The 22,425-nt window shown below is 66.1% G+C and carries 24 protein-coding genes and 1 riboswitch; of the genes, 11 read left to right on the forward strand and 13 right to left on the reverse strand.

The window, feature by feature from the left end:
• Nucleotides 1-2 precede the first annotated feature (2 nt).
• Genes ACSFA7_RS23730 through ACSFA7_RS23740 form a run of 3 tightly spaced genes read right to left on the reverse strand, consistent with a single transcriptional unit; the run spans nt 3 to nt 3,533 of the window.
• Nucleotides 3-959: an ABC transporter permease gene (locus ACSFA7_RS23730; protein WP_435501620.1), complete on the reverse strand. Its 957-nt coding sequence runs from the start codon at nt 957-959 to the stop codon at nt 3-5.
• Nucleotides 960-979: 20 nt separating this feature from the next.
• Entirely contained in the window at nt 980-1,921 is a 942-nt protein-coding gene (locus ACSFA7_RS23735; protein ID WP_435501621.1) for an ABC transporter permease, read from the reverse strand.
• Between the two features lie 25 nt (nt 1,922-1,946).
• Complete coding sequence (locus ACSFA7_RS23740) at nt 1,947-3,533, reverse strand: ABC transporter substrate-binding protein (protein ID WP_435501622.1); 1,587 nt, start codon at nt 3,531-3,533, stop codon at nt 1,947-1,949.
• A gap of 162 nt (nt 3,534-3,695) precedes the next feature.
• A riboswitch (glycine riboswitch) is annotated at nt 3,696-3,820 on the reverse strand.
• Between the two features lie 150 nt (nt 3,821-3,970).
• Here ACSFA7_RS23740 and ACSFA7_RS23745 point away from each other — a divergent pair.
• From ACSFA7_RS23745 to ACSFA7_RS23765, 5 genes are all read left to right on the forward strand, one after another.
• A complete protein-coding gene (locus tag ACSFA7_RS23745; RefSeq protein ID WP_435501623.1) occupies nt 3,971-4,615 on the forward strand; it encodes an ABC transporter ATP-binding protein in 645 nt (214 codons plus the stop codon).
• Nucleotides 4,616-4,764: 149 nt separating this feature from the next.
• On the forward strand, nt 4,765-7,002 hold the full coding sequence (locus tag ACSFA7_RS23750) for an NADP-dependent isocitrate dehydrogenase (protein ID WP_435501624.1): 2,238 nt from the start codon (nt 4,765-4,767) through the stop codon (nt 7,000-7,002).
• Nucleotides 7,003-7,141: 139 nt separating this feature from the next.
• A complete protein-coding gene (locus tag ACSFA7_RS23755; RefSeq protein WP_435501625.1) occupies nt 7,142-7,540 on the forward strand; it encodes a GNAT family N-acetyltransferase in 399 nt (132 codons plus the stop codon).
• Between the two features lie 41 nt (nt 7,541-7,581).
• Nucleotides 7,582-7,917: a DUF1161 domain-containing protein gene (locus ACSFA7_RS23760; protein ID WP_435501626.1), complete on the forward strand. Its 336-nt coding sequence runs from the start codon at nt 7,582-7,584 to the stop codon at nt 7,915-7,917.
• A 19-nt stretch (nt 7,918-7,936) separates the two neighbouring features.
• The gene (locus ACSFA7_RS23765; protein ID WP_435501627.1) at nt 7,937-8,527 is read left to right on the forward strand and encodes an NADPH-dependent FMN reductase; all 591 of its coding nucleotides are present in this window, start codon (nt 7,937-7,939) and stop codon (nt 8,525-8,527) included.
• Here ACSFA7_RS23765 and ACSFA7_RS23770 read toward each other — a convergent pair.
• Together ACSFA7_RS23770 and ACSFA7_RS23775 are read right to left on the reverse strand one after the other, a co-directional pair.
• Nucleotides 8,521-9,063 (reverse strand): nucleoside 2-deoxyribosyltransferase, encoded by a 543-nt coding sequence (locus ACSFA7_RS23770; RefSeq protein ID WP_435501628.1) that lies wholly within the window; start codon nt 9,061-9,063, stop codon nt 8,521-8,523. The two genes, ACSFA7_RS23765 and ACSFA7_RS23770, sit on opposite strands and share 7 nt — an antisense overlap.
• Before the next feature lie 64 nt (nt 9,064-9,127).
• Entirely contained in the window at nt 9,128-9,529 is a 402-nt protein-coding gene (locus tag ACSFA7_RS23775) for a YbaN family protein (RefSeq protein WP_435501629.1), read from the reverse strand.
• Between the two features lie 201 nt (nt 9,530-9,730).
• Between ACSFA7_RS23775 and ACSFA7_RS23780 the strand changes: the two genes are divergently transcribed.
• From ACSFA7_RS23780 to ACSFA7_RS23790, 3 genes are all read left to right on the forward strand, one after another.
• Nucleotides 9,731-10,081: an Atu4866 domain-containing protein gene (locus tag ACSFA7_RS23780; RefSeq protein ID WP_435501630.1), complete on the forward strand. Its 351-nt coding sequence runs from the start codon at nt 9,731-9,733 to the stop codon at nt 10,079-10,081.
• Between the two features lie 82 nt (nt 10,082-10,163).
• Nucleotides 10,164-10,529 (forward strand): glutaredoxin domain-containing protein, encoded by a 366-nt coding sequence (locus ACSFA7_RS23785; RefSeq protein WP_435501631.1) that lies wholly within the window; start codon nt 10,164-10,166, stop codon nt 10,527-10,529.
• 212 nt (nt 10,530-10,741) lie between these two features.
• Entirely contained in the window at nt 10,742-11,491 is a 750-nt protein-coding gene (locus ACSFA7_RS23790; RefSeq protein ID WP_435501632.1) for an SDR family oxidoreductase, read from the forward strand.
• Between the two features lie 28 nt (nt 11,492-11,519).
• Here the strand turns inward: ACSFA7_RS23790 and cynS are convergent, their stop codons facing one another.
• The 7 genes from cynS to ACSFA7_RS23825 form a co-directional block, all read right to left on the reverse strand.
• Nucleotides 11,520-11,963 carry a cyanase gene (gene cynS / locus ACSFA7_RS23795; protein WP_093440303.1) on the reverse strand — a complete coding sequence of 148 codons (444 nt, stop codon included), beginning with the start codon at nt 11,961-11,963 and terminating at the stop codon, nt 11,520-11,522.
• 50 nt (nt 11,964-12,013) lie between these two features.
• Complete coding sequence (locus ACSFA7_RS23800; protein ID WP_435501633.1) at nt 12,014-12,841, reverse strand: ABC transporter ATP-binding protein; 828 nt, start codon at nt 12,839-12,841, stop codon at nt 12,014-12,016.
• A gap of 22 nt (nt 12,842-12,863) precedes the next feature.
• Nucleotides 12,864-13,736, reverse strand: coding sequence for a nitrate ABC transporter permease (gene ntrB / locus ACSFA7_RS23805; protein WP_435501634.1), 873 nt, complete (start codon nt 13,734-13,736; stop codon nt 12,864-12,866).
• Nucleotides 13,737-13,739: 3 nt separating this feature from the next.
• The gene (locus tag ACSFA7_RS23810) at nt 13,740-15,095 is read right to left on the reverse strand and encodes a CmpA/NrtA family ABC transporter substrate-binding protein (RefSeq protein ID WP_435501635.1); all 1,356 of its coding nucleotides are present in this window, start codon (nt 15,093-15,095) and stop codon (nt 13,740-13,742) included.
• Between the two features lie 148 nt (nt 15,096-15,243).
• Nucleotides 15,244-15,912 carry a response regulator transcription factor gene (locus tag ACSFA7_RS23815; RefSeq protein WP_435501636.1) on the reverse strand — a complete coding sequence of 223 codons (669 nt, stop codon included), beginning with the start codon at nt 15,910-15,912 and terminating at the stop codon, nt 15,244-15,246.
• A 1-nt stretch (nt 15,913) separates the two neighbouring features.
• Nucleotides 15,914-17,110: a sensor histidine kinase gene (locus ACSFA7_RS23820; protein WP_435501637.1), complete on the reverse strand. Its 1,197-nt coding sequence runs from the start codon at nt 17,108-17,110 to the stop codon at nt 15,914-15,916.
• 160 nt (nt 17,111-17,270) lie between these two features.
• Nucleotides 17,271-17,693: a nuclear transport factor 2 family protein gene (locus ACSFA7_RS23825; RefSeq protein WP_435501638.1), complete on the reverse strand. Its 423-nt coding sequence runs from the start codon at nt 17,691-17,693 to the stop codon at nt 17,271-17,273.
• Between the two features lie 86 nt (nt 17,694-17,779).
• Between ACSFA7_RS23825 and ACSFA7_RS23830 the strand changes: the two genes are divergently transcribed.
• Nucleotides 17,780-18,391 (forward strand): TetR/AcrR family transcriptional regulator, encoded by a 612-nt coding sequence (locus ACSFA7_RS23830; protein WP_435501639.1) that lies wholly within the window; start codon nt 17,780-17,782, stop codon nt 18,389-18,391.
• On the opposite strand, the gene ACSFA7_RS23835 is transcribed toward ACSFA7_RS23830, so the two are convergent.
• Nucleotides 18,369-20,030, reverse strand: coding sequence for an L-lactate permease (locus ACSFA7_RS23835; RefSeq protein ID WP_435501640.1), 1,662 nt, complete (start codon nt 20,028-20,030; stop codon nt 18,369-18,371). The two genes, ACSFA7_RS23830 and ACSFA7_RS23835, sit on opposite strands and share 23 nt — an antisense overlap.
• A gap of 149 nt (nt 20,031-20,179) precedes the next feature.
• Between ACSFA7_RS23835 and ACSFA7_RS23840 the strand changes: the two genes are divergently transcribed.
• Together ACSFA7_RS23840 and ACSFA7_RS23845 are read left to right on the forward strand one after the other, a co-directional pair.
• The gene (locus tag ACSFA7_RS23840; RefSeq protein WP_435501641.1) at nt 20,180-21,064 is read left to right on the forward strand and encodes a LysR substrate-binding domain-containing protein; all 885 of its coding nucleotides are present in this window, start codon (nt 20,180-20,182) and stop codon (nt 21,062-21,064) included.
• 150 nt (nt 21,065-21,214) lie between these two features.
• Entirely contained in the window at nt 21,215-22,372 is a 1,158-nt protein-coding gene (locus ACSFA7_RS23845; protein ID WP_435501642.1) for an alpha-hydroxy acid oxidase, read from the forward strand.
• Nucleotides 22,373-22,425: the final 53 nt, after the last annotated feature.

The following is a 22,425-nucleotide window of genomic DNA, read 5'->3' on the forward strand; positions in this document are numbered from 1 at the left end:
GGTCAGCCTCCGCGCTTGTTGAACTTGGGGTCGAGCGTGTCGCGCAGCCCGTCGCCCAGGATGTTCACGGCCAGCACGGTGAGCGCCAGGAAGATGCCCGGGAACAGCACGTTGTGCGGGTACTGGTTGAACTGCGCGCGGCCCTCCGCCATGATGTTTCCCCAGGTCGCCATGTCCGCCGGCAGGCCCACGCCGAGGAAGGACAGGATGGCCTCCACCAGGATCGCCGAGGCACACACGTAGGTCGCCTGGATGATCAGCGGCGCAATGGCATTGGGCAGGATGTGCCGCGTGAGAATCTTCCAGGTGGGTGTGTCGAGCGCAATGGCCGCCTCCACATACGGCTCTTCGCGCACTGTGAGCACCACCGAGCGCACCAGCCGCGCCACGCGCGGAATCTCGGGCACCGCGATGGCCACCACCACGGTGAGCAGCGTGCCGCCGAACAGCGCCACGAGACTGATCGCGAACAGGATGCCGGGAATGGCCATCACGCCGTCCATCAGCCGCATGATCACGCCGTCGATGCGGCGAAAGTACCCGCCCAGCAGCCCGACGAGCATGCCGAGCGCCACGGCGAGCGCGGCCACCGCGATGCCGACCGTGAGCGACACGCGCGCGCCGTAGAGCGTGCGACTCCAGATGTCGCGCCCGAGGCTGTCCGTGCCCATGACGAACAGATGCTCGAAGGTGTCGCCGGCCAGGCTGTTGAACTCGCCGCGCGTGCCGGGCAGGAGGTTGCCGCTGCCGGGATCGATGGCCGTGGGGTCGATGGTGCCCAGCCACGGCGCCAAGAGCGACATCAGGACCAGGAAGAGCAGCACGCTGCCGCCCACGCGCACCGACCAGTCGGCCAGGATGCGCTTGAGCAGCGAGCGGCGCCTGGGCGGCGCCAGCGGCTCGATGACGATGTCCGCCGCAGCTGTTGCGACCGCAAGCGGAAGGGTTGAATCGGTCATGGTGTCTTCGTTCACTTCGTTCAATAGCGGATGCGCGGATCGAACACCAGGTAGCTCACATCGATCAGCAGATTGATGAGCACGTAGATGACGGAGAAGAACAGCGTGATGCCCTGGATCAACGGAAAGTCGCGCGACAGCACCGCATCGACCGTGAGCTGCCCCAGCCCCGGAATGGCGAACACCGTTTCGGTGACCACCACGCCGCCGATCAGGAGCGCGATGCCGATGCCGATGACCGTGACGATGGGAATCGCCGCGTTGGCGAGCGCGTGGCGCATCAGCAGTCGTGTTTCCGAGATGCCCTTGGCGCGCGCGGTGCGGATGTAGTCCTCGGTCATCGCCTCGGCCACGGCCGCGCGCGTGACGCGCGCGATCAGCGCCACGTAGATGATCGACAGCGTGATCGACGGCAGGATCAGGTGCTTGATCCACAACAAAGGCCCCTGGCTCAGCCGCTGGTAGCCCTGCACCGGGAGCCACTGCAGGTGCAGCGCGAATATCCAGATGAGCACGTAGCCGATCACGAAGGCCGGTATGGAAAAGCCCATGACCGAGAAGCCCATGAGCATGCGGTCGAGCCAGCCGCCGTGGCGCCACGCGGCGATCACGCCGAGCGGCACCGCGATGAGGATGGTCGCCACCAGCGTCACCGCCGCGAGCGACACGGTGGCCTCGATGCGCTGGCCGATCAGCTCCACCACCGTTTTCTTCATGAAGTACGACTCGCCCAGGTTGCCCTGCAGCAGTTGCACGCTCCAGTGGAAGAACTGCACCGGCAGCGACTGGTTGAGCCCCAGTTGCTCGCGCACCCGGGCGATGTTCTCGCTGGTGCCGCTGTCGCCCACGATGGCGGCAGCCGGGTCGCCGGGCGCGAGCCGCAGCATCAGGAACACGATCAGCGCGACGATGACGAGCACCGGAACGGTCGAGAGAATGCGACGTGCAAGAAAGAGCAGCATGGGTGACTCCCTGATTCCAGCTGTCTCAGTTCTTCTTCAGGTTCCAGAACACGCCGACCGGCGAGCGCACCACGCCGCTCACCACGCCCTTGCGGTAGGCCGTGAGCGGCTTGTATTCGCCGATGGGCGCATAGATGCCGGTGTCGTACACGCGCTGCTGGATGGCCGTGGCCAGTTCCTTGCGCTTCGGTTCGTCGGCGCTCGCGAGGAAGTCGGACTTGAGTTGTTCCAGCTTGTCGTCGGTGGCCCAGCCGAACCAACCCTTCTCGCCATTGCCGGTCAGCGGCGCGAAGAACATCGGGTTCATGTTGTCGGCAATGCCCCAGCCGGTGATGAAGAGGTTCCAGCCGCCCTTGTCGACCGGGTCTTTCTTGGCGCGGCGCGTGACCAGCGTGGGCCAGTCCATCGACTGCATGTCGACGTTGAAGCCGGCCTGTTTGAGCAGTTGCGCCATCACCGGCGGAAACTTGTTGAGCACCGCGAAGTCGGCCGGGTACATCAGCACCACGGGCTTGCCGTCGTAGCCTGCCTCCTTGAGCAGCGCCTTGGCTTTCTCGAACTGCGGCTTGCCGGTGAAGTAGCCGGTCTTGTCGGACGCGAAGGCCGAGCCGCAGGGGTAGATGGAGGCGCAGCTGTTGTACAGTTCCTTGTGCACCAACTGGGCGCGCATCAGCGCCTCCTGGTTGATGGCCATGAAGGCGGCCTGCGCGATCTTCGGGTTGTCGAAGGGCGGAATCAGGTGGTTCAGGTGCAGCGCGAACGAGCCCTTCGAGACGGGGCTGTCGAGCGTGACGGCGGGGTTGTTCTTGAGCGCGGTGTACTGCTCGGAGGGCACCCACTCGATCATGTCGACCTCGCCGTTGGCCAGCGCATTGGCTTGCGTCTGCGCGTCCTTCAGCACGATCCACTCCATGCGGTCGACGTACACGTTCTTGCCCCCGGCCGTGCCGGAAGGCGCCTCGGTGCGCGGCACGTACTTGGTGTTCTTCAGGTAGACGATCTTTTCGCCGGGGCGGTATTCGTCCTTCTTGAAGATGTAGGGGCCAGAGCCGGTGGCGTCGTCGATCTGCTTGTCGGCCGGCGTGGCGGCCACGCGCGCCGGCATGATGAAAGGCGGGTTCGACGAAGGCTTGCTCAGCGCATCGAGCACCATGCCGAAGGGCTCCTTGAAGACCAGCCTGAAGCTGTTGGCGTCGACGGTCTCGGCCTTGTCGAGCGCGGTGAACATCTTCTGGCCCAGGCCGTCGCGCTGGCCCCATCGCTTGAGGGAGGCGAGCACGTCGTCCGAGGTGACGGGCTTGCCGTCATGGAAGGCAAGGCCCTTGCGCAGCGTGAAGTTCCAGGTCTTGCCGTCGGCGCTGGTCGTGTATTTGTCGACCATCTGCGGCAGCACCTTGCCCCGCTCGTCCACGCCGAAGAGCGTGTCATAGACCATGTAGCCGTGGTTGCGCGTGACGAAGGCGGTGGTCCAGATCGGGTCGAGGATCTTCAGGTCGGACTGCGGCACCAGGCGCAGCACCTTGCCCGCATCCTGCGCAAGGCTCGATGCCGCAGCGGCCGCGAACACCGCGCCTGCGAGGATGGTTTTCATCAGGTTTCTCTTGGACAGCATGTCGGTTCTCCGGTTGAAAAAAGAAAGAAGGAATGCAAGGCTTCGGCCACGCGCATGCACTGCCATGGCAAAGCCGATGACCGTGGTGCACGAGGCGTTCGAAATGGAAGTCATGACAACAAGGCTCCAGAAGCGAACAAGGGCAGCCCGCGCCGTAGCGCGAGTGCCCTTGCTGTCCTTTGGCCTGAGAGATTCACCATGCGCGCCCATCGCGCATGGCTTGCCCCTTCGGCGGCTGCCCTCGGAACCTCTACCGGCTCCGGGCAACGCTCTCCAGCGTTAGTAAATATCCAGTCTTGGGACCTGAGCGTTCTGGGCTATCGCCTTCGGTAATGCACTAACTCGAAGCATCGAGCCGGCATTTCTCCTGGATGACTTTCCTTCAAGCAGATTACGTGCCACTCGGCCACGCATTCGATGAGGTAAAACCTCGCCTCGTGAACAATGCACCCTCGCCCCTACCCGTCCTCCGTCTTCAGGACATCGGCTTCGCCTACCCCGACCAGCCCGCGATTGCCGCCGGCTGGAACGCCTCCATCGGCCCCGGCGTCACCCTGCTGTACGGCGACACCGGCGCCGGCAAGTCGGCGCTGCTCCAGGTGATCGCGGGCGTGCTGCCGGCGACCAAAGGCCAATTGACGGTCGGAGGCACGAGCCTCCACGCCTCGCCCGAGGGCTACCGCCGCAACGTGTTCTTCGTCGACCCGGCCACCGACCGCTTCGACCAGGTCACCGCGCGAGCCTGCACCGCAACCCTCCGCGAAAGCGACGCCGACTTCGACGAAGACCTCTGGCAGGCCCTGGTAGAGGGCTTTTCGCTGCCCCCGCACCTCGACAAGCCGATGTACATGCTCTCCACGGGTTCGAAGCGCAAGGTGTGGCTGGCCGTCGCCCTCGCCTCGGGCCGCCCGCTGGTGCTGCTGGACGAGCCGACCGCGGCGCTGGACGCCGGCTCGGTGCGCTGCCTCTGGAGCGCACTGGCCGACCTGGCAGGCCAGCCGGGCCGTGCCCTCCTCGTCGCCAGCGCCGCGCGGATCGACGAGGTTCCGCTGGCCGCCACGATCGAGCTGCCCCTCCATTGACAGAGCCTTGCGCGGGGAGATAACCCCGCCGGCTGTCCGGGCGGGTCGCCGCCCGGCGACAATCGCGGATTCCGGCGGTCAGATCCCGCCGGAGTCTTCGGCGGGAGTTCCCGCCACCCCGACCCCCTCAGCTTTACGGAAGCAAGCGCATGAGCACGAAGCAACCCACCATCGTCTACACCCTGACCGACGAGGCGCCCCTCCTGGCGACCTACGCGTTCCTCCCCATCGTGCGCGCCTTCACGGCCCCGGCCGGCATCGACGTCACCACGAGCGACATCTCGGTGGCCGCCCGCGTCCTGGGCGAATTCCCCGAATTCCTGAGCGACGCGCAGAAGGTGCCCGACAACCTGGCCGAACTGGGCAAGCTCACGCTCAAGCCCGAAGCCAACATCATCAAGCTGCCCAACATCAGCGCCTCGGTGTCCCAGCTCAAGTCGGCCATCAAGGAGCTGCAGGACAAGGGCTACAAGATCCCCGATTACCCCGAGAACCCGACCACCGACGAGGACAAGGACATCCGCGCGCGCTACAACAAGTGCACCGGCAGCGCGGTGAACCCGGTGCTGCGCGAGGGCAACTCCGACCGCCGCGCGCCCAACGCGGTGAAGGAATACGCCCGCAAGAACCCGCACAGCATGGCCGACTGGAGCCAGGCCTCGCGCTCGCACGTCTCGCACATGCACGGCGGCGACTTCTATCACGGCGAAAAGTCCATGACCCTGGACCGCGCGCGCAACGTCAAGATGGAACTCTTGACCAAGAGCGGCAAGACCGTCGTGCTCAAGTCCAAGGTCGCGCTGCTCGACCGCGAAGTCATCGACTCCATGTTCATGAGCAAGAAGGCACTCCTGGCCTTCTATGAAAAGGAAATCGAGGACGCGCACAAGACCGGCGTCATGTTCTCGCTGCACGTCAAGGCCACCATGATGAAGGTCTCGCACCCCATCGTGTTCGGCCACTGCGTGAAGATCTTCTACAAGGAAGCCTTCGAGAAACACGGCAAGCTGTTCGACGAGCTGGGCATCAACGTCAACAACGGCATGGTCGATCTGTACAACAAGATCGCCACGCTGCCGCAGAGCACGCAGGACGAGATCAAGCGCGACCTGCACGCCTGCCACGAGCACCGCCCCGAACTGGCCATGGTCGACTCGGCCAAGGGCATCACCAATTTCCATTCGCCCAACGACGTGATCGTGGACGCCTCGATGCCCGCGATGATCCGCAACGGCGGCAAGATGTGGGGCGCCGACGGCCGCCTGAAGGACGTCAAGGCGGTGATGCCCGAATCGACCTTCGCCCGCATCTACCAGGAGATCATCAACTTCTGCAAGTGGCACGGCGCCTTCGATCCCAAGACCATGGGCACCGTGCCCAACGTCGGCCTGATGGCGCAGAAGGCCGAGGAGTACGGCTCGCACGACAAGACCTTCGAGATCCCCGAAGACGGCGTTGCCAACATCACCGACCTGGACACCGGCGAAGTGCTGATGAGCGAGGACGTGGAGCAAGGCGACATCTGGCGCATGTGCCAGGTCAAGGACGCCGCGATCCGCGACTGGGTGAAGCTGGCCGTCACGCGCGCGCGCAACTCCGGCATGCCGGTGGTGTTCTGGCTCGACGCCTACCGCCCGCACGAGGCGCAGCTGATCACCAAGGTCAAGATGTACCTGCACGAGCACAACACCTCGGGCCTGGACATCCAGATCATGAGCCAGGTGCGCGCCATGCGTTACACGCTGGAGCGCGTCGTGCGCGGCCTGGACACCATCAGCGCCACCGGCAACATCCTGCGCGACTACCTCACCGACCTGTTCCCCATCATGGAACTGGGCACCTCGGCCAAGATGCTGTCGATCGTGCCGCTCATGGCCGGCGGCGGCCTGTACGAGACCGGCGCGGGCGGCTCGGCCCCCAAGCACGTGCAGCAGCTGGTCGAAGAGAACCACCTGCGCTGGGATTCGCTGGGCGAATTCCTCGCGCTGGCCGTGAGCCTGGAAGACCTGGGCCTGAAGACCGGCAACGCGCAGGCCAAGATCCTGGCCAAGACGCTCGACGCCGCCACCGGCAAGCTGCTGGACAACAACAAGAACCCGTCGCCCAAGACCGGCCAGTTGGACAACCGCGGCAGCCAGTTCTACCTGGCCATGTATTGGGCACAGGAACTGGCCGCGCAGACCGACGACACGGCGCTGCAATCCAAGTTCAAGAAGCTGGCCGAGACGCTGAGCGCCAATGAAAAGAAGATCGTCGACGAACTCGCGGCCGTGCAGGGCAAGCCGGTCGACATCGGCGGCTACTACCTGGCCGACCCGGTCAAGTTCGAGACGGTGATGCGCCCGAGCGCGACGCTGAACTCGGTGCTGGCCGCGGCGCAAGCCTGATGACGAGATAGAAGGCCGCGTCCTCGCTTCACTGAAGTCGGATGCATGCCTCGATAACGGCCTGCCGCACACGCGGCAGGCCGTTGTCGCTTGTGGGGCTCATCGCTGGCGCCCCGGAAACCCGGACCGAGGAGACGAAATGCAAATCCGCGAAATCACCGCTTCGGACCTCGACGCTGTCTATCGACTGCTGGCGGCCAACGGATGGGCGCACCGGATTCCGGACGAGGCCTATCTCGCCAGGCTGGTGGCCGCATCGCAGCACGCGTGGGTCGCCGTGCTCGATGGAGAAATCGCCGGATTCGCCCGCGCCCTCACCGATGGCCTCTCGAACGGCTACCTGTCGATGGTGGTCGTCGCGGCGCCGTTTCGCGGGCGTGGCATCGGCCGTGCGCTCGTCGAGCACATCGTGGGCGCCGAGGAGAACATCACGTGGGTCTTGCGCGCAGGCAGGGACGGCGCGCCGGCGTTCTTCGCCAGGCTAGGCTTCGTGAACTCGACGCTCGCGATGGAGCAGCCGCGCACGACACGGGGCTAGACTGCTCGTCCGTCAACCACGCTGCGAAAGGCAGGCCATTCATGAAACTCTGGTTGATTTCCATCGCGTGCATCGCAACGGCCGGGGCAGCCCACGCCGCCGAGAGCTGTGAAGCCCTGCGCGCGCAGATCGAAGCGAAGATCGGCGCAGCGGGTGTCACGCGGTTCGCGGTGCTCGTCGTCGACGCCAACGCGCCGGCGGCTGGCCAGGTGGTGGGCAGTTGCGAACTGGGCACCAGGAAGATCGTCTACCAGCGCGAGGGCGGAGGATCGGCCCCCGCGGCGGTTCCGGCGCCCGCCCAATCGCCTGAAGACGACGACATCCTGACCGAATGCAGGGACGGCACGGTGTCCGTCGGTGGCGACTGCAAGCGCTGACGACTCAAGAGGCTCAACGATGGCTGACAGGATCCTGGTGTTCTATGGCTCGTACCGCTCCGACCGCATGGGTGTGCGGCTCGCCGACTACATCGTGAGGGGCCTCGCTGCACGAGGCGACGAGGCGGAGCTGATCGATGCCAAGGCCGTCGACCTGCCGATGCTCGACCGCATGTACAAGGAATATCCGAAGGGCACGGCGCCCGCGGCCATGGAAGCGCTGGCGGAAAAGATCCGCACGGCGGACGCCTTCATCTTCGTGACCGGCGAATACAACTGGGGGCCGCAGCCCGGCCTTAAGAACCTGACGGACCACTTTCTCGAAGAGTGGTTCTGGCGGCCCGCTGCGGTCGCGAGCTATTCGGCGGGACGGTTCTCCGGCGTGCGCTCGGGGACGATCTGGCACTCGATCCTGTCGGAAATGGGGATGGTGGTGGTGTCGAGCACGCTGGCGGTGGGGCCGATTTCGCAGACGCTGGATGAAGGCGGCCAACCGACCGGCAAGGCGGGCGAAGCGCTGGAGCGCGCCTTCCCTCGATTTGCGGATGATCTGGCGTGGTGGACCGAGGCTGCGCGTGCACAGCGGGCGCGCAAGGCGCCGCCTTACTGACGCAGCGCGGCCAGCACCAAGGCCATCTTCTGCAGCGCCGCCTCGGGCGTCGCCTCGATGTGGATCGAGCAAGCCAGCATGAGATTCAATGGCTGGCCGAAGTCTTCGACCGCGATGCCGGTGCCGCTCTCGCGCAGCACACCGTTCGCGTCATGCGTGCAGGGCAACGTGGCACGCGCACGGTCCGCGTAGCTGCCCTCAGGCACGCCATAAGCCACGACGGGAATCCCCAGCGCCACCGCCGCGCCAACCTCGAACACCGTGCCCGAATCCGGCTCCAGGCCCCTGAAGGACGAGAGGTTCGCCACCACACCGTCTGCGCCGCGAAGGCGCTGCATGTTGGCTTCGTAGATGCGCTTCTCCAGCGCGTCGGGCGAAGGCTCTTCTTCGCCGTCGGCGGGCAGCAGTGCCGCCAGGCCCAATGCGTCGCACGCGACCTTGAGCCGCACGAAATGGTCCCTGGCATCCGGACGGAAAACGTCCGGGCCTGCGAGATAGATCCGGGGGCGCGTCGGGGGGGCGGTGGGCTCGTCCATTGCAACAGCTTCGTCGATTTCGGAGCTCAACTCAATATGCGACGAAGCACTGCATCGCCGCCATTCACTGTGGCGGCGATGGCGGCAACGGCCTCGACCAGAGCCACGTCAGCACCACCGCCATGCAGCCGATGGCCAACACGGCCATCCACACGCGATGGGCCGTGAACGAGACGATGACTGCGCAGGCGGCCATGGTGATGGTCGCGCTCCACTTCGCACGTCGGCTCACGGTGCGGCCGTTCTCCCAGTTGCGCAGCAGCGGGCCGAAGATGCGGTGATTGCGCAGCCACGCATGCAGGCGCGGCGAGCTGCGCGCGGCGGCCCACGCAGCCATCAGGATGAACACGGTGGTCGGCATGCCGGGCAGCACGACGCCGATGAGCCCGAGGATCAGGCACAGCACTGCAAAGCAGTACAGCAGCACGCGTGCAAGCAAGGACAGGGGCTTGGGGCCAGGGTTCAACGCAACATTCTCGAAAGGGATCGGACGGTGGCGACGGCAGACCGGACCGGTGCCTTCGCCAGAGCCCATTCTTCACCAGCTTGCGGCCCGCGCGCCAGCGAACCGACGTCGCGAGAAACAGGCAAGAACTCCGCAGGAACACGACAACGCCCGGCGACCGCCTTTTCCACAATGAACGCCTTCACACGAAAGGCACACACCATGACCACAGCTATCCGCAGCGGCGCACTCGCCGCCCTCTCGCTGTCCTTCGCGATGGCTTCCACGTCCGCCCAAGCGCAGTCCTCCCCGACCGCATCGACCGACCAGAACCGCTACGTCGGCATGTGGGTCACCAAGGACGGCTACATCCGCCACGAGCTCCTACCCGGCGGCCGTTACGACGAAGCACGCGGCAAGCGCCAGAGCGCCTACCAGGGCCGCTACACGCTCACCGGAGATCACATCGACTACGTCGACGACACCGGCTTCACCGCCGATGGCGACTTCCGCGAAGGCGTGCTGTACCACGCGGGCATGGTGCTCTATCGCGAAGGTGCGGCGCGGCGTTGAGGGCGCCTCGCATCGCGTTCTGCGGAGTCAGGGAGCGGGAGCGCGGGGCCTTTACAGTCACGCGAACCAACGAAAGGTCCCGATGCCCCGTCCCGTTCTCGAAGAAGCCCGCATCCACCCCGCCATCCGCAGCAAGGTGGCCGAGAGCCGTCAGGCCATCGTCCGCGAGGTCATGGCAACGGTTGCGGCCAACGATGTGGTTGTGGTGGGGATGGGCATCAACCCGCATCCGAAGAAGGCTCGGCAAGCGCTCGATGCGATCAAGCAACCGTACAAGTACCTTGAGTACGGCAACTACCTGAGCCAATGGCGCGACCGCAACGCGCTCAAGATGTGGACCGGGTGGCCGACGTTTCCGATGGTGTTCGTGAAGGGCACGCTGGTGGGAGGTGCCACGGATCTGCAGAAGCTCATCGACGGCGGCGAACTGAAAAGTCTTCTGAGCTGATTCTTTGCTGCCGCTCGCCGCAGTGGTCCTGCGGTCCCGAAGGAGCGATGCATTCCCGGTCCATATGTCTCTGTCGAAACAGCTTTTCGCAGAATCAGGCAAGAACCCCGTTCAATCCGGATACCGCTCCAACCCTCATCCGCACGAAACTTCTTCCCATGCCCGGCGCACCTCCAGCGCCATGGTCCACCAACCCGCACGAGGAGTTTTGTATGAGCGCAATCCAGGAAAAAGTCGTCCTCATCACCGGCGCGAGCAGCGGGATCGGTGAAGCCACCGCACGGCTGCTGGCGCGGCGTGGGGCCAGCGTGGTGCTCGGTGCGCGGCGCACCGACAGGCTCGAAGCCCTCGCGGCCGAGATCAACGCCACGGGCGGCTCGGCGAGCTTCCAGCATCTGGACGTGACGCACCGGCCCAGCATGGAAGCCTTCGCCGAATTCGCCTTCGACACGCACGGGCAGATCGACGTGCTGGTCAACGCGGCGGGCGTGATGCCGATGTCGCCGCTGTGGAACCGCAAGATCGAGGAGTGGGAACTCATGATCGATGTGAACCTGCGCGGCGTGCTGCTCGGCGTTGCCGCTGTGCTGCCGACGATGCAGCTGCAGGGCTGGGGCCACATCGTCAATGTGACGCCCGTGGCCGCGCAGGGCGTGACGCCGGAGTCGGCCGTCTACCACGGCACGCAGTACGCGGTGAACGCGATCTCCGAAGGGCTGCGCCAGGAGCATGCGGGCCACCTGCATGTCACGGTGGTGAGCCCCGACGTGACCGGCTTCAGCGACCCGCTGGCCGAGCGCCTCGCGGCGAGCTACAGCTTCGAGCGCATGCGCACCCGGCGACGCCTTGCAACGCCGGCCGAGAGCGTCGCGCGATCGGTTGCCGGCGCCATCGAGGGCTACGGCATCACGATGCCGGTGCGGCCGGGCACGGTGTCGAGGCCAGCCGAGCACGCGTGGTGATCGGCGAGCTCGCCGGGCAGCGGCCGCGTCAGTAGGTCTTGTAGGGCAGGAACTTGCCCGACAGCACCACGTTGACGCGGTCGCCCTTCGGGTCGGCCTGGCGCTGGATGTCCATGCTGAAGTCGATCGCGCTCATGATGCCGTCGCCGAACTCCTCGTGGATCAGTTCCTTGATGGTGGTGCCGTACACGCTCACGATCTCGTACCAGCGGTAGATCAGCGGATCGGTCGGCACCGGCGTGGGCAGCGAGCCCTTGTAGGGCACGACCTGGAGCCATTTCTGCTCCTCGGGCGTGAGGCCGAAGATCTTGCCCACGACCTTGGCCTGCTTGTCGTCGAGCGTCATCTGGCCCAGGCACGCGGCGGTGGTCCACTCCTTCGACTGGCCAACCTTTTTGGCCACGTCGGCCCACTGGATGCCCTTGGACACCTTCACGGTGATGATCTTCTCGGTGACGTCGTTGCGGTTCATGCGGGTTTGCTCCTGATTGAAATTGAGAGTGATTGAGTGCGTGATGGGGGTCACGACGCCTTCGCGCGCGTGACGAGGAAATCGACGATGTGGTTGCGCAGCGCGTAATAGCCGTCCAGGTGGTGCAGCGAGGCGCGGGTGCGCTCGCGCGGCAGCGGGTTGACCACGGTCTCGACGATGTTGCCGGCGCGGTAGCCGCCGCCGGGCTGGTCGGCGCCGTTGGTCATCAGGAGGATGCGGTCGGCCAGGAGAATGGCCTCGTCCACGTCGTGCGTGATCATGAAGACCGTCTGCTGCGTCTGGCGCACGATGGTCATCAGCTCGTCCTGGATGGTGCCGCGCGTGAGCGCATCGAGGGCGCCGAAGGGCTCGTCGAGCAGCAGCATCTTGGGCTGGATGGCAAAGGCGCGCGCAATGCCCACGCGCTGCTTCATGCCGCCCGAGAGCTGCGAGGGTTTCTTGTCGATGGCCGCCTGCAGGCCCACCATGTCCACGAAGCGCTCGACCTGCTTGTCCACGTGCCCGGCCGACCAGTCGGGCCAGCGCGAGGACACGGCGAAGGCGATGTTCTTGCGCACGGTGAGCCAGGGCATGAGCGCGTGGCTCTGGAAGACGACGCCGCGCTCCAGGCTGGGGCCGGCGACCTCGCGGCCGTCCATGAACACATGGCCTGCGCTCGCCTGGTCCAGGCCCGCCAGCACGTTGAGGATGGTCGTCTTGCCGCAGCCCGAGTGGCCGATGATGCAGACGAACTCGCCGCGGTCGAGCTTGAAGGACACGTCGGCGAACACGGGCCGCGCGGGCACGAAGGCCTTGGCCAGGCCCTCGATGCGCAGGAAGCCGCCGGTGGCGGGCGGGGGCGTAGGGGCAGATGTCATGAGGGCGCCTTGTGCCAATCGATCACTCCACATAGGTCACCCTCCGCTGCAGGCCGGCAAAGGCCTGGTCGAGCAGCATGCCGACGACACCGATCACCAGGATCGCGAAGATCACATTGGTGAGCGAGAGGTTGTTCCACTCGTTCCACACGAAGTAGCCGATGCCGGTGCCGCCCACGAGCATCTCGGCCGCCACGATGACGAGCCACGCGATGCTCATGCTGATCCGCATGCCGGTGAGGATGGTGGGCGCGGCCGCCGGCAGGATCACGCGGAACGCGCGGCGCAGCGGCTTCACTTCGAGTGTGCTCGCCACGTTGAGCCATTCGCGCTTGACCGAGGCCACGCCGAAGGCGGTGTTCAGCAGCATCGGCCACACCGAGCAGATGAAGATCACGAAGATGCCGCTGACCGACGAGTCCTTGATGGTGTAGAGCGCCAGCGGCATCCACGCGAGCGGCGAGATCGGCTTGAGCACCTGAATGAATGGATCGAAGGCCTTGTGCAGCAGCGGCGACATGCCGATGACGAAACCCAGCGGCACCGCCACCACGCAGGCCAGCAGAAAGCCCAGCCCCACGCGGGCCAGCGAATAGGCCAGCTGGATCGCAATGCCCTTGTCGTTCGGTCCGTTGTCGTAGAAGGGGTTCGACAGGTGCTTCCACGCGGTGGCGCCCATCTCGGCTGGCGTGGGAAAGCCCGAGCTCTTGACCTGGCCCTGCGTCGGATCCTTGCCGAGCATCTTCTGGTACTCGATCTGCTCGGCGGTCATGCCCGCCGTGGCATCGACACCGGCCGCCGGCAGCGTGGCGAGCTGCCACGCACCCACGATCAGCAGGAACATCAAGAGCGACACCAGCGCGGCCTTGAACGAAAGCGTTTTCCTGTTGCGCATGGCTCAGGCCATCTTGCTGATCGCGAAGCTCTTGACGTAGTCGTCGGGCTTCGCGGGGTCGAACACCTTGCCCATGATGGTGAACTTGGGGTACGCGCCATCGGGCGCGCCCTGGCCGAGTTCCTTCATGCGCTTCTTCGCGTCGGTCAGCAGGAACACCTTCTCGGCGATCTGCTTGTAGTTGACGTCGCCCTTCACGTAGCCCCAGCGCTTCATCTGCGTGAGCATCCACACCGCCATCGACTGCCAGGGAATCGGATCGAAGTCGGCGCGGTCGGGCACGGTGCGGATGTTGCCCAGGCCGTCGGCGAACTTGCCGGTGAGCACCTGGGTGAGCACGGTCTCGGGCTGGTTCAGGTACTGCGCGGGCGCGATCACCTTGGCGATGAGCTCGCGGTTCTTCGGCTCGCGCGCCATGGCCGATGCGGTGAGCACCGCGCGCACCAGCGCGGCGAAGGTGTTGGGGTTCTTCTCGATGAACTCGGTCGAGGTGCCGAAGGCGCAGCAGGGGTGGCCGTTCCAGAGGTCGCGCGTCAGCAGGTGCAGGAAGCCGATTTCCTCGAACACCGCGCGCTGGTTGAAGGGGTCGGGGCCGAGGTAGCCATCGATGTTGCCGGCGCGCAGGTTGGCCACCATCTCGGGCGGCGGCACCACGCGGATCTGGATGTCGGTGTCGGGGTTCAGGCCCGCCTCCGCCACGTAGTAGCGCAGCAGGAAGTTGTGCATGCTGTATTCGAAGGGCACGGCGAACTTCAGGCCCTTCCACGTCTTCGGGTCGCGCTTGTCCTTGTGCTTGTTGGCCAGCGTGATGGCCTGGCCGTTGGTGTTCTGGATGGTCGCGACATTCATCGCCACCTGGTTGGAGCCCGCGCCCATCGAAATGGCCAGCGGCATCGGCGACAGGAAATGCGTGGCGTCGTATTCCTTGTTGAGCATCTTGTCGCGGATGAGCGCCCAGCCCGCGGTCTTGACCACATCGACGTTGAGCCCCTGCTTTTGATAGAAGCCCAACGGGTGCGCCATGATCAGCGGCGTGGCGCAGGTGATGGGAATGAAGCCGATCTTGAGATTGGTCTTCTCCAGCGGCGCCTTGTCCTGCGCCATGGCCTGCAGCGCGCCGAGCGGCAGCACCGAGGCGATGGCGGCGCGCGCGGTGTTCGCGCCCACGGCGCGCAGGAAGTTGCGGCGCACGCTGTCCACCGGGAACAGCGCCTTCATCAGGCTGGCTTCGAGCTTGTCGTCGGGGCTGACGTCGATCTCGGCACCGCGGCCGTGGTTGCGGCCGCAGACGCAGCGCATGTTCAGTGGACGGTCGGCGTCGTAGAGATCGCAGGCGGTCGAGTCGGATGGGCTGGGCATGGCGGTGCACCTCGGTGAAAAGATGCTTGCCACGATGCAAGCCCCGGGCCGGATGCGAGGCCAAAAGGCCTCCAGCGCTCAGATCGTGCCGCGCTTGTCGAGGGCTTGTAGGGCTGGCACTACAAGACGGCCGCCGCTGGCTCCCATTTCAGGCCGCAGGGGCCGCCTTGCCGTGGCGTTCGGCATACAGCGCGAGCTCGACGTCGTTCTTGGTGCCGGTCTTCTCCAGGATGCGCGCGCGGTACGTGCTGACGGTGTTGGGCGCCAGGCCCAGCTGTGCACCGATTTCGCTCACGCTGTGCCCCGCACTGAGCAGGCGATAGACCTGGTGCTCGCGGTGCGACAGCTGCTCGGCGCCCTGCCCCGCGCTGCGGCCCACCACGGCGGCCAGCGCTTCGGCCGTGGCCGCCGAGACGTACAGCCCGCCGGCCGCCACCTTGCGCACCGCGCTCACCATGTCGTCGGCATCGGCACTCTTGTTCAGGTAGCCGGAGGCGCCGAGCTTGATGCAGCGCACCGCGTACTGCTTCTCGGGGTAGGTGCTGAGCATCAGCACCGGGAGCGTGGGCCAATCCTTGCGCAACGCCTGCAGCACGTCGAGGCCGTCGCGGCCGGGCAGGGCAATGTCGAGCAGCACCACGTCCAGGCCCTCGGGGCCGCCCAGTTCCTGCACGGCGGCGATCACCTCGGGGCCGGTCTGCGCCTCGGCACGCACAGTCATCGAGGGCAGGCCGTTGGAGAGGTCGCCCAGCATCTGCTTGAGGCCTTCGCGCACGATGCGGTGGTCGTCGCCGATGAGCACGCGGATGTCGTTCATCTCAGGCATCCTCCGCCGGCGGCAGCATGGGCAGGTGCAGGCGGAAGGTGCTGCCCTCCCCCACCCTGCTTTCGATGTCGATGCGCCCGCCGAAATGGCGCGCCCGCTCGCGCATGCCGAGCACGCCATAGGAGGTGGCGGCCTCGAAGGCCTGCGCCGGGGCACCGACGCCGTCGTCGCGCACGCTGATGATCAGTTGCCGCTGTTCGACGCCGATGCGGATATCCAGGCTGTGCGCCTTCGCATGGCGGCCGACGTTGCTCAGCATCTCCTGGAAGATGCGGAACACCGCAATGGCCGCAGGCTCGGGCAGCTCCACGCCCGCGGGCACATCGAAGTGCCAGTCGAGCACCAACTCGGCCGACTGCACGAACTCGTGCGCCTGCCATTCGAGCGCGGCCCACAGGCCCTGGTGGTCGAGGATGCTGGGGCGCAGGTCGGTGATGATGCGGCCCACGTTGTCGACCGCGCGCTCGATCAGCTGGCTCATGTTGCCGCACTTGCAGCGCATCTGGTCGCGCATGGATTGCGCCGCATCGGGCGTGCGCTCCTGTTGCTCGCCCAAGCGCTTGCCGATCCAGTTGACGTCCATCTTGAGCGCGACGAGCAGGCTGCCGAGCTCGTCGTGCACCTCGCGCGCGATGCGGGTGCGCTCGTCTTCGCGCACCTTGTCGAGCCAGGCGGAGAGTTCGCGCAGTTGCACGAGCGCGTCGCTGAGTTCGCGCGTGCGCTCCTGCACGCGCAGGCCCAGTTCGTCCTTGGCCTGTTGCAGCGCCTCGGCGTGGCGGCGGCGCTCGGTGATGTCGACGAAGGTGATGACGGCGCCGCGCACCTGTGTGCCGTCCATGATCGGGTGGCTCGAATACTCCACCGCGAAGGCGCTGCCGTCGCGGCGCCAGAACACCTCGGTGTCGATGCGGCACGGCAGGCCGCGGCGGAAGGCGTTGAAGATCGGGCAGTCGGTGTCGGCGTAGTGCGAACCGTCGGGGTGCGAGTGGTGGGTGAGCTCATGCATGTTCGAGCCGATCACGTCGCGGGCCTCGTGGCCCAGCATCTGTGCGCCGGCCCGGTTGATGAACATGCAGTGGCCGTCCAGGTCGATGCCGAAGATGCCCTCGCCGGTCGACTCCAGCAGCAGCCCCAATTGGTGCTGCCAGAGCGGATGGCTGGCGGTCGGGTTCAGTACGGGCGTCTCCATGCACCAAAAGCAAGCAACAGCCGTGCCCGATGTTTTGCTCCCTCCCCCTCTGGGGGAGGGCTGGGGTGGGGGCCAGCGGCGCATCGAGCACAGCCGCTTTGCAAAAAGGCCGCGTGCCCCCATCCCCGCCTTCCCCCAGAGGGGGAAGGAGCAAGACCGGTCAGCGGTCCCAACGGAACTTGCGCTCCGACTCCGCGATGGGCTGGTCGTTGATGCTCGCGTAGCGCTTCTGCATCAGGCCGTTCTCGGCGAACTCCCAGTTCTCGTTGCCATGGCTGCGGAACCATTGGCCCGCGGCGTCGTGCCATTCGTACTCGAAGCGCACCGCGATGCGGTTGTCCATGAAGGCCCAGAGCGTCTTCTTCAGGCGGTACTCAGTCTCACGCTCCCACTTGCGGGTGAGGAACTCCACCACCTGCTCGCGGCCGTTGACGAAGTCGGCACGGTTGCGCCACTCGGTGTCGGGCGTGTAGGCCAGGCTCACGCGAACGGGGTCGCGCGTGTTCCAGGCGTCTTCGGCGGCCTGGACCTTCTTGGTCGCGGTCTCGAGGGTGAAGGGCGGCAGCAGCGGGCGGGATTCCATGAGGGGGCTTTCGATGGCTGAGGGGTTGTCGAGGGCCGCAATGTGCCACGAGTAGACAGGTCTGTCTACATGCCTACAATCGCCGCATGGACATCTCCGCATTGCCCGCGCGCGAGCGCATCCTCGTCACCTCGCACGACCTCTTCTATCGCGACGGCATCCGCGCCACCGGCATCGACCGCGTGATCGCCGCCTCGGGCGTCACCAAGGTCACCTTCTACCGGCACTTCCCGTCGAAGGACGACCTGGTGCGCGAGTTCCTCGACTACCGGCACACGCGGTGGATGGCATGGTTTGTCGATGCGCTGGGCCGGCGCGGCGCGCACGAGCGCGCGGGCGATGCCAACGGCCTGCTGCTGCTGGCCGACGTGATGGCCGAGTGGTTCGCCGACCCGGTGTTCCGCGGCTGCGCGTTCATCAACGCGACGGCCGAAGTGGGCGGCAGCGTCGAAGGCGCGCTGGAGCGCTCGCGCGAGCACAAGCGCGAGATGGTCGAGGTCATCGCGGGCCTGCTGCCCGCGCAAACGCCCGCACGCATGGCGCTTGCGCAGGCCGCGGGCATCGGCATCGACGGCGCGATCATCAAGGCCCAGATGGGCGATGCCGCCGTGGCGCGCGAAGCCGTCGACGATCTGCGGCGGCTGCTGGAGGCGCTTGTGGCCTCCACCGGAGAAGTTACTTCACGACCATCAGCGTGAACGGCCACACGTAGGCCTGCAGCGTCACGTAGAAGCCGACCAGGCACGCCAGCGCGATGGAGTGGAAGAACACGTAGCGCAGGATCTCGCCTTCGTGGTTGAACCAGCGCGTGGCGGTGGAGGCGACCACGATCGACTGCGCATCGATCATCTTGCCCATCACGCCGCCCGAGCTGTTGGCCGCGCCCATGAGGTTGGGGCTCAGGCCCAGCTGGTCGGCGGCCACCTTCTGCATGCCGCCGAAGAGCACGTTCGATGCGGTGTCGGACCCCGTGAGCGCCACGCCCAGCCAGCCCATCAGCGTGCCGAAGAAGGGATAGAACATGCCGGTGTTCGCGAAGGCCAGGCCCAGCGTGGTGTCCAGCCCCGAGTAGCGCGTGAGCGTGCCGAGCGCGAGCATCAGCATGATGGTGAGCAGCGAGAACTTCACCAGCCACAGCGTGCGGCCGTAGGCGGCGATGAGCTGGATCGGGTTGTACTTCATCACCAGCCCGCCCACGATGGCCGACACCAGGATGCCGGTGCCCGTGGCCGAGAGCAGCAGCAGCTGATACACCGCGCCCTCCTTCGTCGGCTTGGGCACCACCGGCGCCACCTTCTCGATCATGTTGTTGAGCCCCTCGATCGGAAAGTTGGGCGCGAAGATGCCGTTGAGCCAGGTCTTGAAGGTCGGCAAGCCCCAGATGAACACGAACACGGTGAGGATGATCCACGGCGTCCACGCGCGGATCACGTCGGCGCGCGAATGCTTCGTCGGCAAGACCACAGGCCCGGCCTCGCCGCCGTCGTTCTCGTGGCCCTTGAGCGACACGGAGGTCCAGATGGTCCGGGGCCGCCACACGCGCAGGAACAGCACCAGCGAGGTCATCGACACCAGCGCCGCGATGATGTCCACCAGCTCGGGGCCGATGTAGTTGGAAACCAGGAACTGCGGGATCGCGAAGGACAGGCCCGTCACCAGGATGGCGGGCCACACTTCCATCATGCCCTTGCGTCCCGAGAAGGCCCAGATGAGCCAGAACGGCACCAGCAGCGAGAAGAAGGGCAACTGCCGCCCGATCATCGCGGTGACCGCCATCAGGTCATAGCCATGCACCTTGGCCAGCGTGATGACCGGCGTGCCGAGCGCACCGAAGGCCACCGGTGCCGTGTTGGCGATCAGCGAGAGGCCCGAAGCGGCCAGCGGCGAGAAGCCCAGGCCGATGAGGATCGCGGCCGTGACCGCCACCGGCGTGCCGAAGCCCGCCGCGCCCTCGAAGAAGGCACCGAATGCGAACGCGATCAGCAGCAGCTGCAGACGCCGGTCTTCGGTGATGCCGGCAATGGAGTCCTGCAGGATCTTGAAACTGCCGTTCTGCTCGGTGAGCTGCTGCAGGAAGATGATGTTCAGCACGATCCAGCCGATGGGCAGGAGGCCGGTGATGCCGCCCAGAAAGGCGGCCTTGCCCGCCATCTCGGCCGGCATGCCGAAGGCGAAGATCGCGATGACCACGGCGCTCAGCAGGCCGAGCCCCGCCGCGTAATGCGCCTTCACATGAAAGAGCCCGAGGCACATGAGCATGACCACCACAGGTATCGCGGCCAACGCCGTCGATAGCACCATGTTGCCGAATGGGTTGTAAACCTGCTGCCAGACCATGAGTTTGTCTCCTGCTGTTGGATTTGGTTATGAGACGGTGTGCGGAACGCACCGAAAAATCGCCGAAGGCAACACAAGACAAACGAGAACGACGCCACGAGCCACCGACAGCGATTCGCTACCATCCTACCCCCGGCACGCAACAGCACATGGCATCCACGCGACTCCCCTCGACCCAGGGCCTGCAGGCCTTCGAGGCCGTCGCACGGCTGCGCAGCGTGAACCTCGCGGCCGAAGAACTCAGTGTGACGCCCAGTGCGGTGAGCCACCGCATCCGGCAACTGGAAACACAGCTCGAGCTCAAGCTCTTCACGGGCAACGACTTCGGCCTGAGCGCCGACGGCGTGGCCTACCTCGCCCGCGTGCGTGAGGCCATTGCGGCGCTGCAGCAGGTGCCCGGCCGCGAGCCCGCATCGCAGGTGCGGCGGCTGCGCGTGGCGGTGACGCCCACGTTCTCGCGCCAGATGCTCCTGCCGCGGCTCGCACGGTTTCGCGATGCCTACCCGAACATCGAGCTGATGCTGCAGGTGACCATGCCGGTGCGCAACATGACGGCCGAAGAGGCCGACCTGGAACTGCGCTTCGGCACCGGGCCCTTCCACGACCGCGAGTTCTGCCAGTTGCTGGCCGACGACGTGGCGCCCGCCTGCAGCCCGGCGTACCTGCAGCGCCACGGGCCGTTCGATGGCTTCGCGACCGATGCGGAGGTCTCGCGCGTGCAACTGCTGCGCACGCCGCTCGAATCGTGGCGCACCTGGTTCAAGGCGCACGGCATCGGCCTGCCCGAGCCGGCCACGGGCCACCAGTTCAACGACCTGGGCCTGGCGCTGGATGCGGCGGCCGAAGACTTCGGCGTGGTGCTCATGCACCTGAAGCTGGGCAGCGCGTGGCTGGAGAACGGGCGCCTCGTTCGCCTCTCGGCAGAGAGCGTGCCCTCGCCCAACGCCTACTTCCTGTGCTGGCGGCCGGGGGCGATGGAGCGCTGGGAGTGCGCGACCTTCGTCGAGTGGCTGCGGCAGGCGCTGCGGGACTGATTGACTGGCCGACTGAATTCTTTTCAGGTCCGGTCCGGGTATTTTTCAGATCGGGGTCCGTTTCGGGCACCACACTCGGCCCGCGGCGGAGCCTGCCCATAATGCCCGCACGCGCGATCGAACAACAGAGACAACCCAGGAGACTCCCCCGTGGCCGACCTTTCCAAGATCACCAACATCGAAGACCTGCGGGTGATCGCCAAGCGGCGCGTGCCGAAGATGTTCTACGACTACGCCGATTCCGGCGCATGGACCGAGGGCACCTACCGCGCCAACGAGAGCGACTTCCAGAAGATCAAGCTGCGCCAGCGCGTGGCCGTGAACATGGAGGGCCGCTCCACCCGCACCACCATGGTCGGCCAGGACGTGGCCATGCCCGTGGCCATTGCGCCCACCGGCCTCACCGGCATGCAGCACGCCGACGGCGAGATCCTGGGCGCCCGCGCGGCCAAGGCCTTCGGCATTCCGTTCACGCTCTCGACCATGAGCATCTGCTCGCTGGAAGACATTGCCGAGAACACCGACCGCCATCCCTTCTGGTTCCAGCTCTACGTGATGAAGGACCGCGACTTCATCGAGCGCCTGATCGAGCGCGCCAAGGCCGCCAACGTGACGGCACTGCAGCTCACGCTGGACCTGCAGATCCTCGGCCAGCGCCACAAGGACATCAAGAACGGCCTCACCGCGCCGCCCAAGCCCACCCTCAAGAACCTCATCAACCTCGCGACCAAGCCGCGCTGGTGCATGGGCATGCTGGGCACCAAGCGCCGCACCTTCGGCAACATCGCGGGCCATGCCAAGAACGTGAATGACCTGTCGTCGCTCTCGTCATGGACCGCCGAGCAGTTCGACCCTGCACTCAGCTGGGCCGACGTGGAATGGATCAAGAAGCTCTGGGGCGGCAAGCTCATCCTGAAGGGCATCATGGACGCGGAAGACGCGCGCCTTGCAGCCAATAGCGGCGCCGATGCGCTCATCGTGTCGAACCACGGCGGCCGCCAGCTCGACGGCGCACCCTCCTCCATCGCCGCGCTGCCGGCCATCGTCGAGGCCGTGGGCAGCGAGATCGAGGTGTGGATGGACGGCGGCATTCGCAGCGGGCAGGACGTGCTCAAGGCCCGCGCGCTCGGCGCCCGCGGCACGATGATCGGCCGCAGCTTTCTCTACGGCCTCGGCGCCCACGGGCAAGAGGGCGTGACGCGCGCGCTGCAGATCATCCACAAGGAACTGGACATCACCATGGCCTTCTGCGGCCACACGCAGATCGACACGGTCGATTCGAATATCCTGCTGCCCGGGACCTTCTAAGGCCCCTTCGGGGGTAGGCGGATGCGGTTCCTACTGACACGCGCCACCCCCAT

This window comes from Variovorax trehalosi (genome assembly GCF_051216415.1).
In the GTDB taxonomy this organism is placed as follows: domain Bacteria; phylum Pseudomonadota; class Gammaproteobacteria; order Burkholderiales; family Burkholderiaceae_C; genus Variovorax.

Bases quoted from the DNA above. Each gene is read 5' to 3' on its own strand.
- ACSFA7_RS23820 (WP_435501637.1), bottom strand. From the start codon at position 17,110: ATGGAGACGCCCGTACTGAACCCGACCGCCAGCCATCCGCTCTGGCAG.
- ntrB (WP_435501634.1), bottom strand. From the start codon at position 13,736: ATGCGCAACAGGAAAACGCTTTCGTTCAAGGCCGCGCTGGTGTCGCTC.
- ACSFA7_RS23760 (WP_435501626.1), top strand. From the start codon at position 7,582: ATGAAACTCTGGTTGATTTCCATCGCGTGCATCGCAACGGCCGGGGCA.
- ACSFA7_RS23825 (WP_435501638.1), bottom strand. From the start codon at position 17,693: ATGGAATCCCGCCCGCTGCTGCCGCCCTTCACCCTCGAGACCGCGACC.
- cynS (WP_093440303.1), bottom strand. From the start codon at position 11,963: ATGAACCGCAACGACGTCACCGAGAAGATCATCACCGTGAAGGTGTCC.
- ACSFA7_RS23755 (WP_435501625.1), top strand. From the start codon at position 7,142: ATGCAAATCCGCGAAATCACCGCTTCGGACCTCGACGCTGTCTATCGA.
- ACSFA7_RS23735 (WP_435501621.1), bottom strand. From the start codon at position 1,921: ATGCTGCTCTTTCTTGCACGTCGCATTCTCTCGACCGTTCCGGTGCTC.
- ACSFA7_RS23835 (WP_435501640.1), bottom strand. From the start codon at position 20,030: ATGGTCTGGCAGCAGGTTTACAACCCATTCGGCAACATGGTGCTATCG.
- ACSFA7_RS23765 (WP_435501627.1), top strand. From the start codon at position 7,937: ATGGCTGACAGGATCCTGGTGTTCTATGGCTCGTACCGCTCCGACCGC.
- ACSFA7_RS23770 (WP_435501628.1), bottom strand. From the start codon at position 9,063: ATGGACGAGCCCACCGCCCCCCCGACGCGCCCCCGGATCTATCTCGCA.
- ACSFA7_RS23740 (WP_435501622.1), bottom strand. From the start codon at position 3,533: ATGCTGTCCAAGAGAAACCTGATGAAAACCATCCTCGCAGGCGCGGTG.
- ACSFA7_RS23790 (WP_435501632.1), top strand. From the start codon at position 10,742: ATGAGCGCAATCCAGGAAAAAGTCGTCCTCATCACCGGCGCGAGCAGC.
- ACSFA7_RS23815 (WP_435501636.1), bottom strand. From the start codon at position 15,912: ATGAACGACATCCGCGTGCTCATCGGCGACGACCACCGCATCGTGCGC.
- ACSFA7_RS23750 (WP_435501624.1), top strand. From the start codon at position 4,765: ATGAGCACGAAGCAACCCACCATCGTCTACACCCTGACCGACGAGGCG.
- ACSFA7_RS23800 (WP_435501633.1), bottom strand. From the start codon at position 12,841: ATGACATCTGCCCCTACGCCCCCGCCCGCCACCGGCGGCTTCCTGCGC.
- ACSFA7_RS23810 (WP_435501635.1), bottom strand. From the start codon at position 15,095: ATGCCCAGCCCATCCGACTCGACCGCCTGCGATCTCTACGACGCCGAC.
- ACSFA7_RS23780 (WP_435501630.1), top strand. From the start codon at position 9,731: ATGACCACAGCTATCCGCAGCGGCGCACTCGCCGCCCTCTCGCTGTCC.
- ACSFA7_RS23830 (WP_435501639.1), top strand. From the start codon at position 17,780: ATGGACATCTCCGCATTGCCCGCGCGCGAGCGCATCCTCGTCACCTCG.
- ACSFA7_RS23730 (WP_435501620.1), bottom strand. From the start codon at position 959: ATGACCGATTCAACCCTTCCGCTTGCGGTCGCAACAGCTGCGGCGGAC.
- ACSFA7_RS23840 (WP_435501641.1), top strand. From the start codon at position 20,180: ATGGCATCCACGCGACTCCCCTCGACCCAGGGCCTGCAGGCCTTCGAG.
- ACSFA7_RS23785 (WP_435501631.1), top strand. From the start codon at position 10,164: ATGCCCCGTCCCGTTCTCGAAGAAGCCCGCATCCACCCCGCCATCCGC.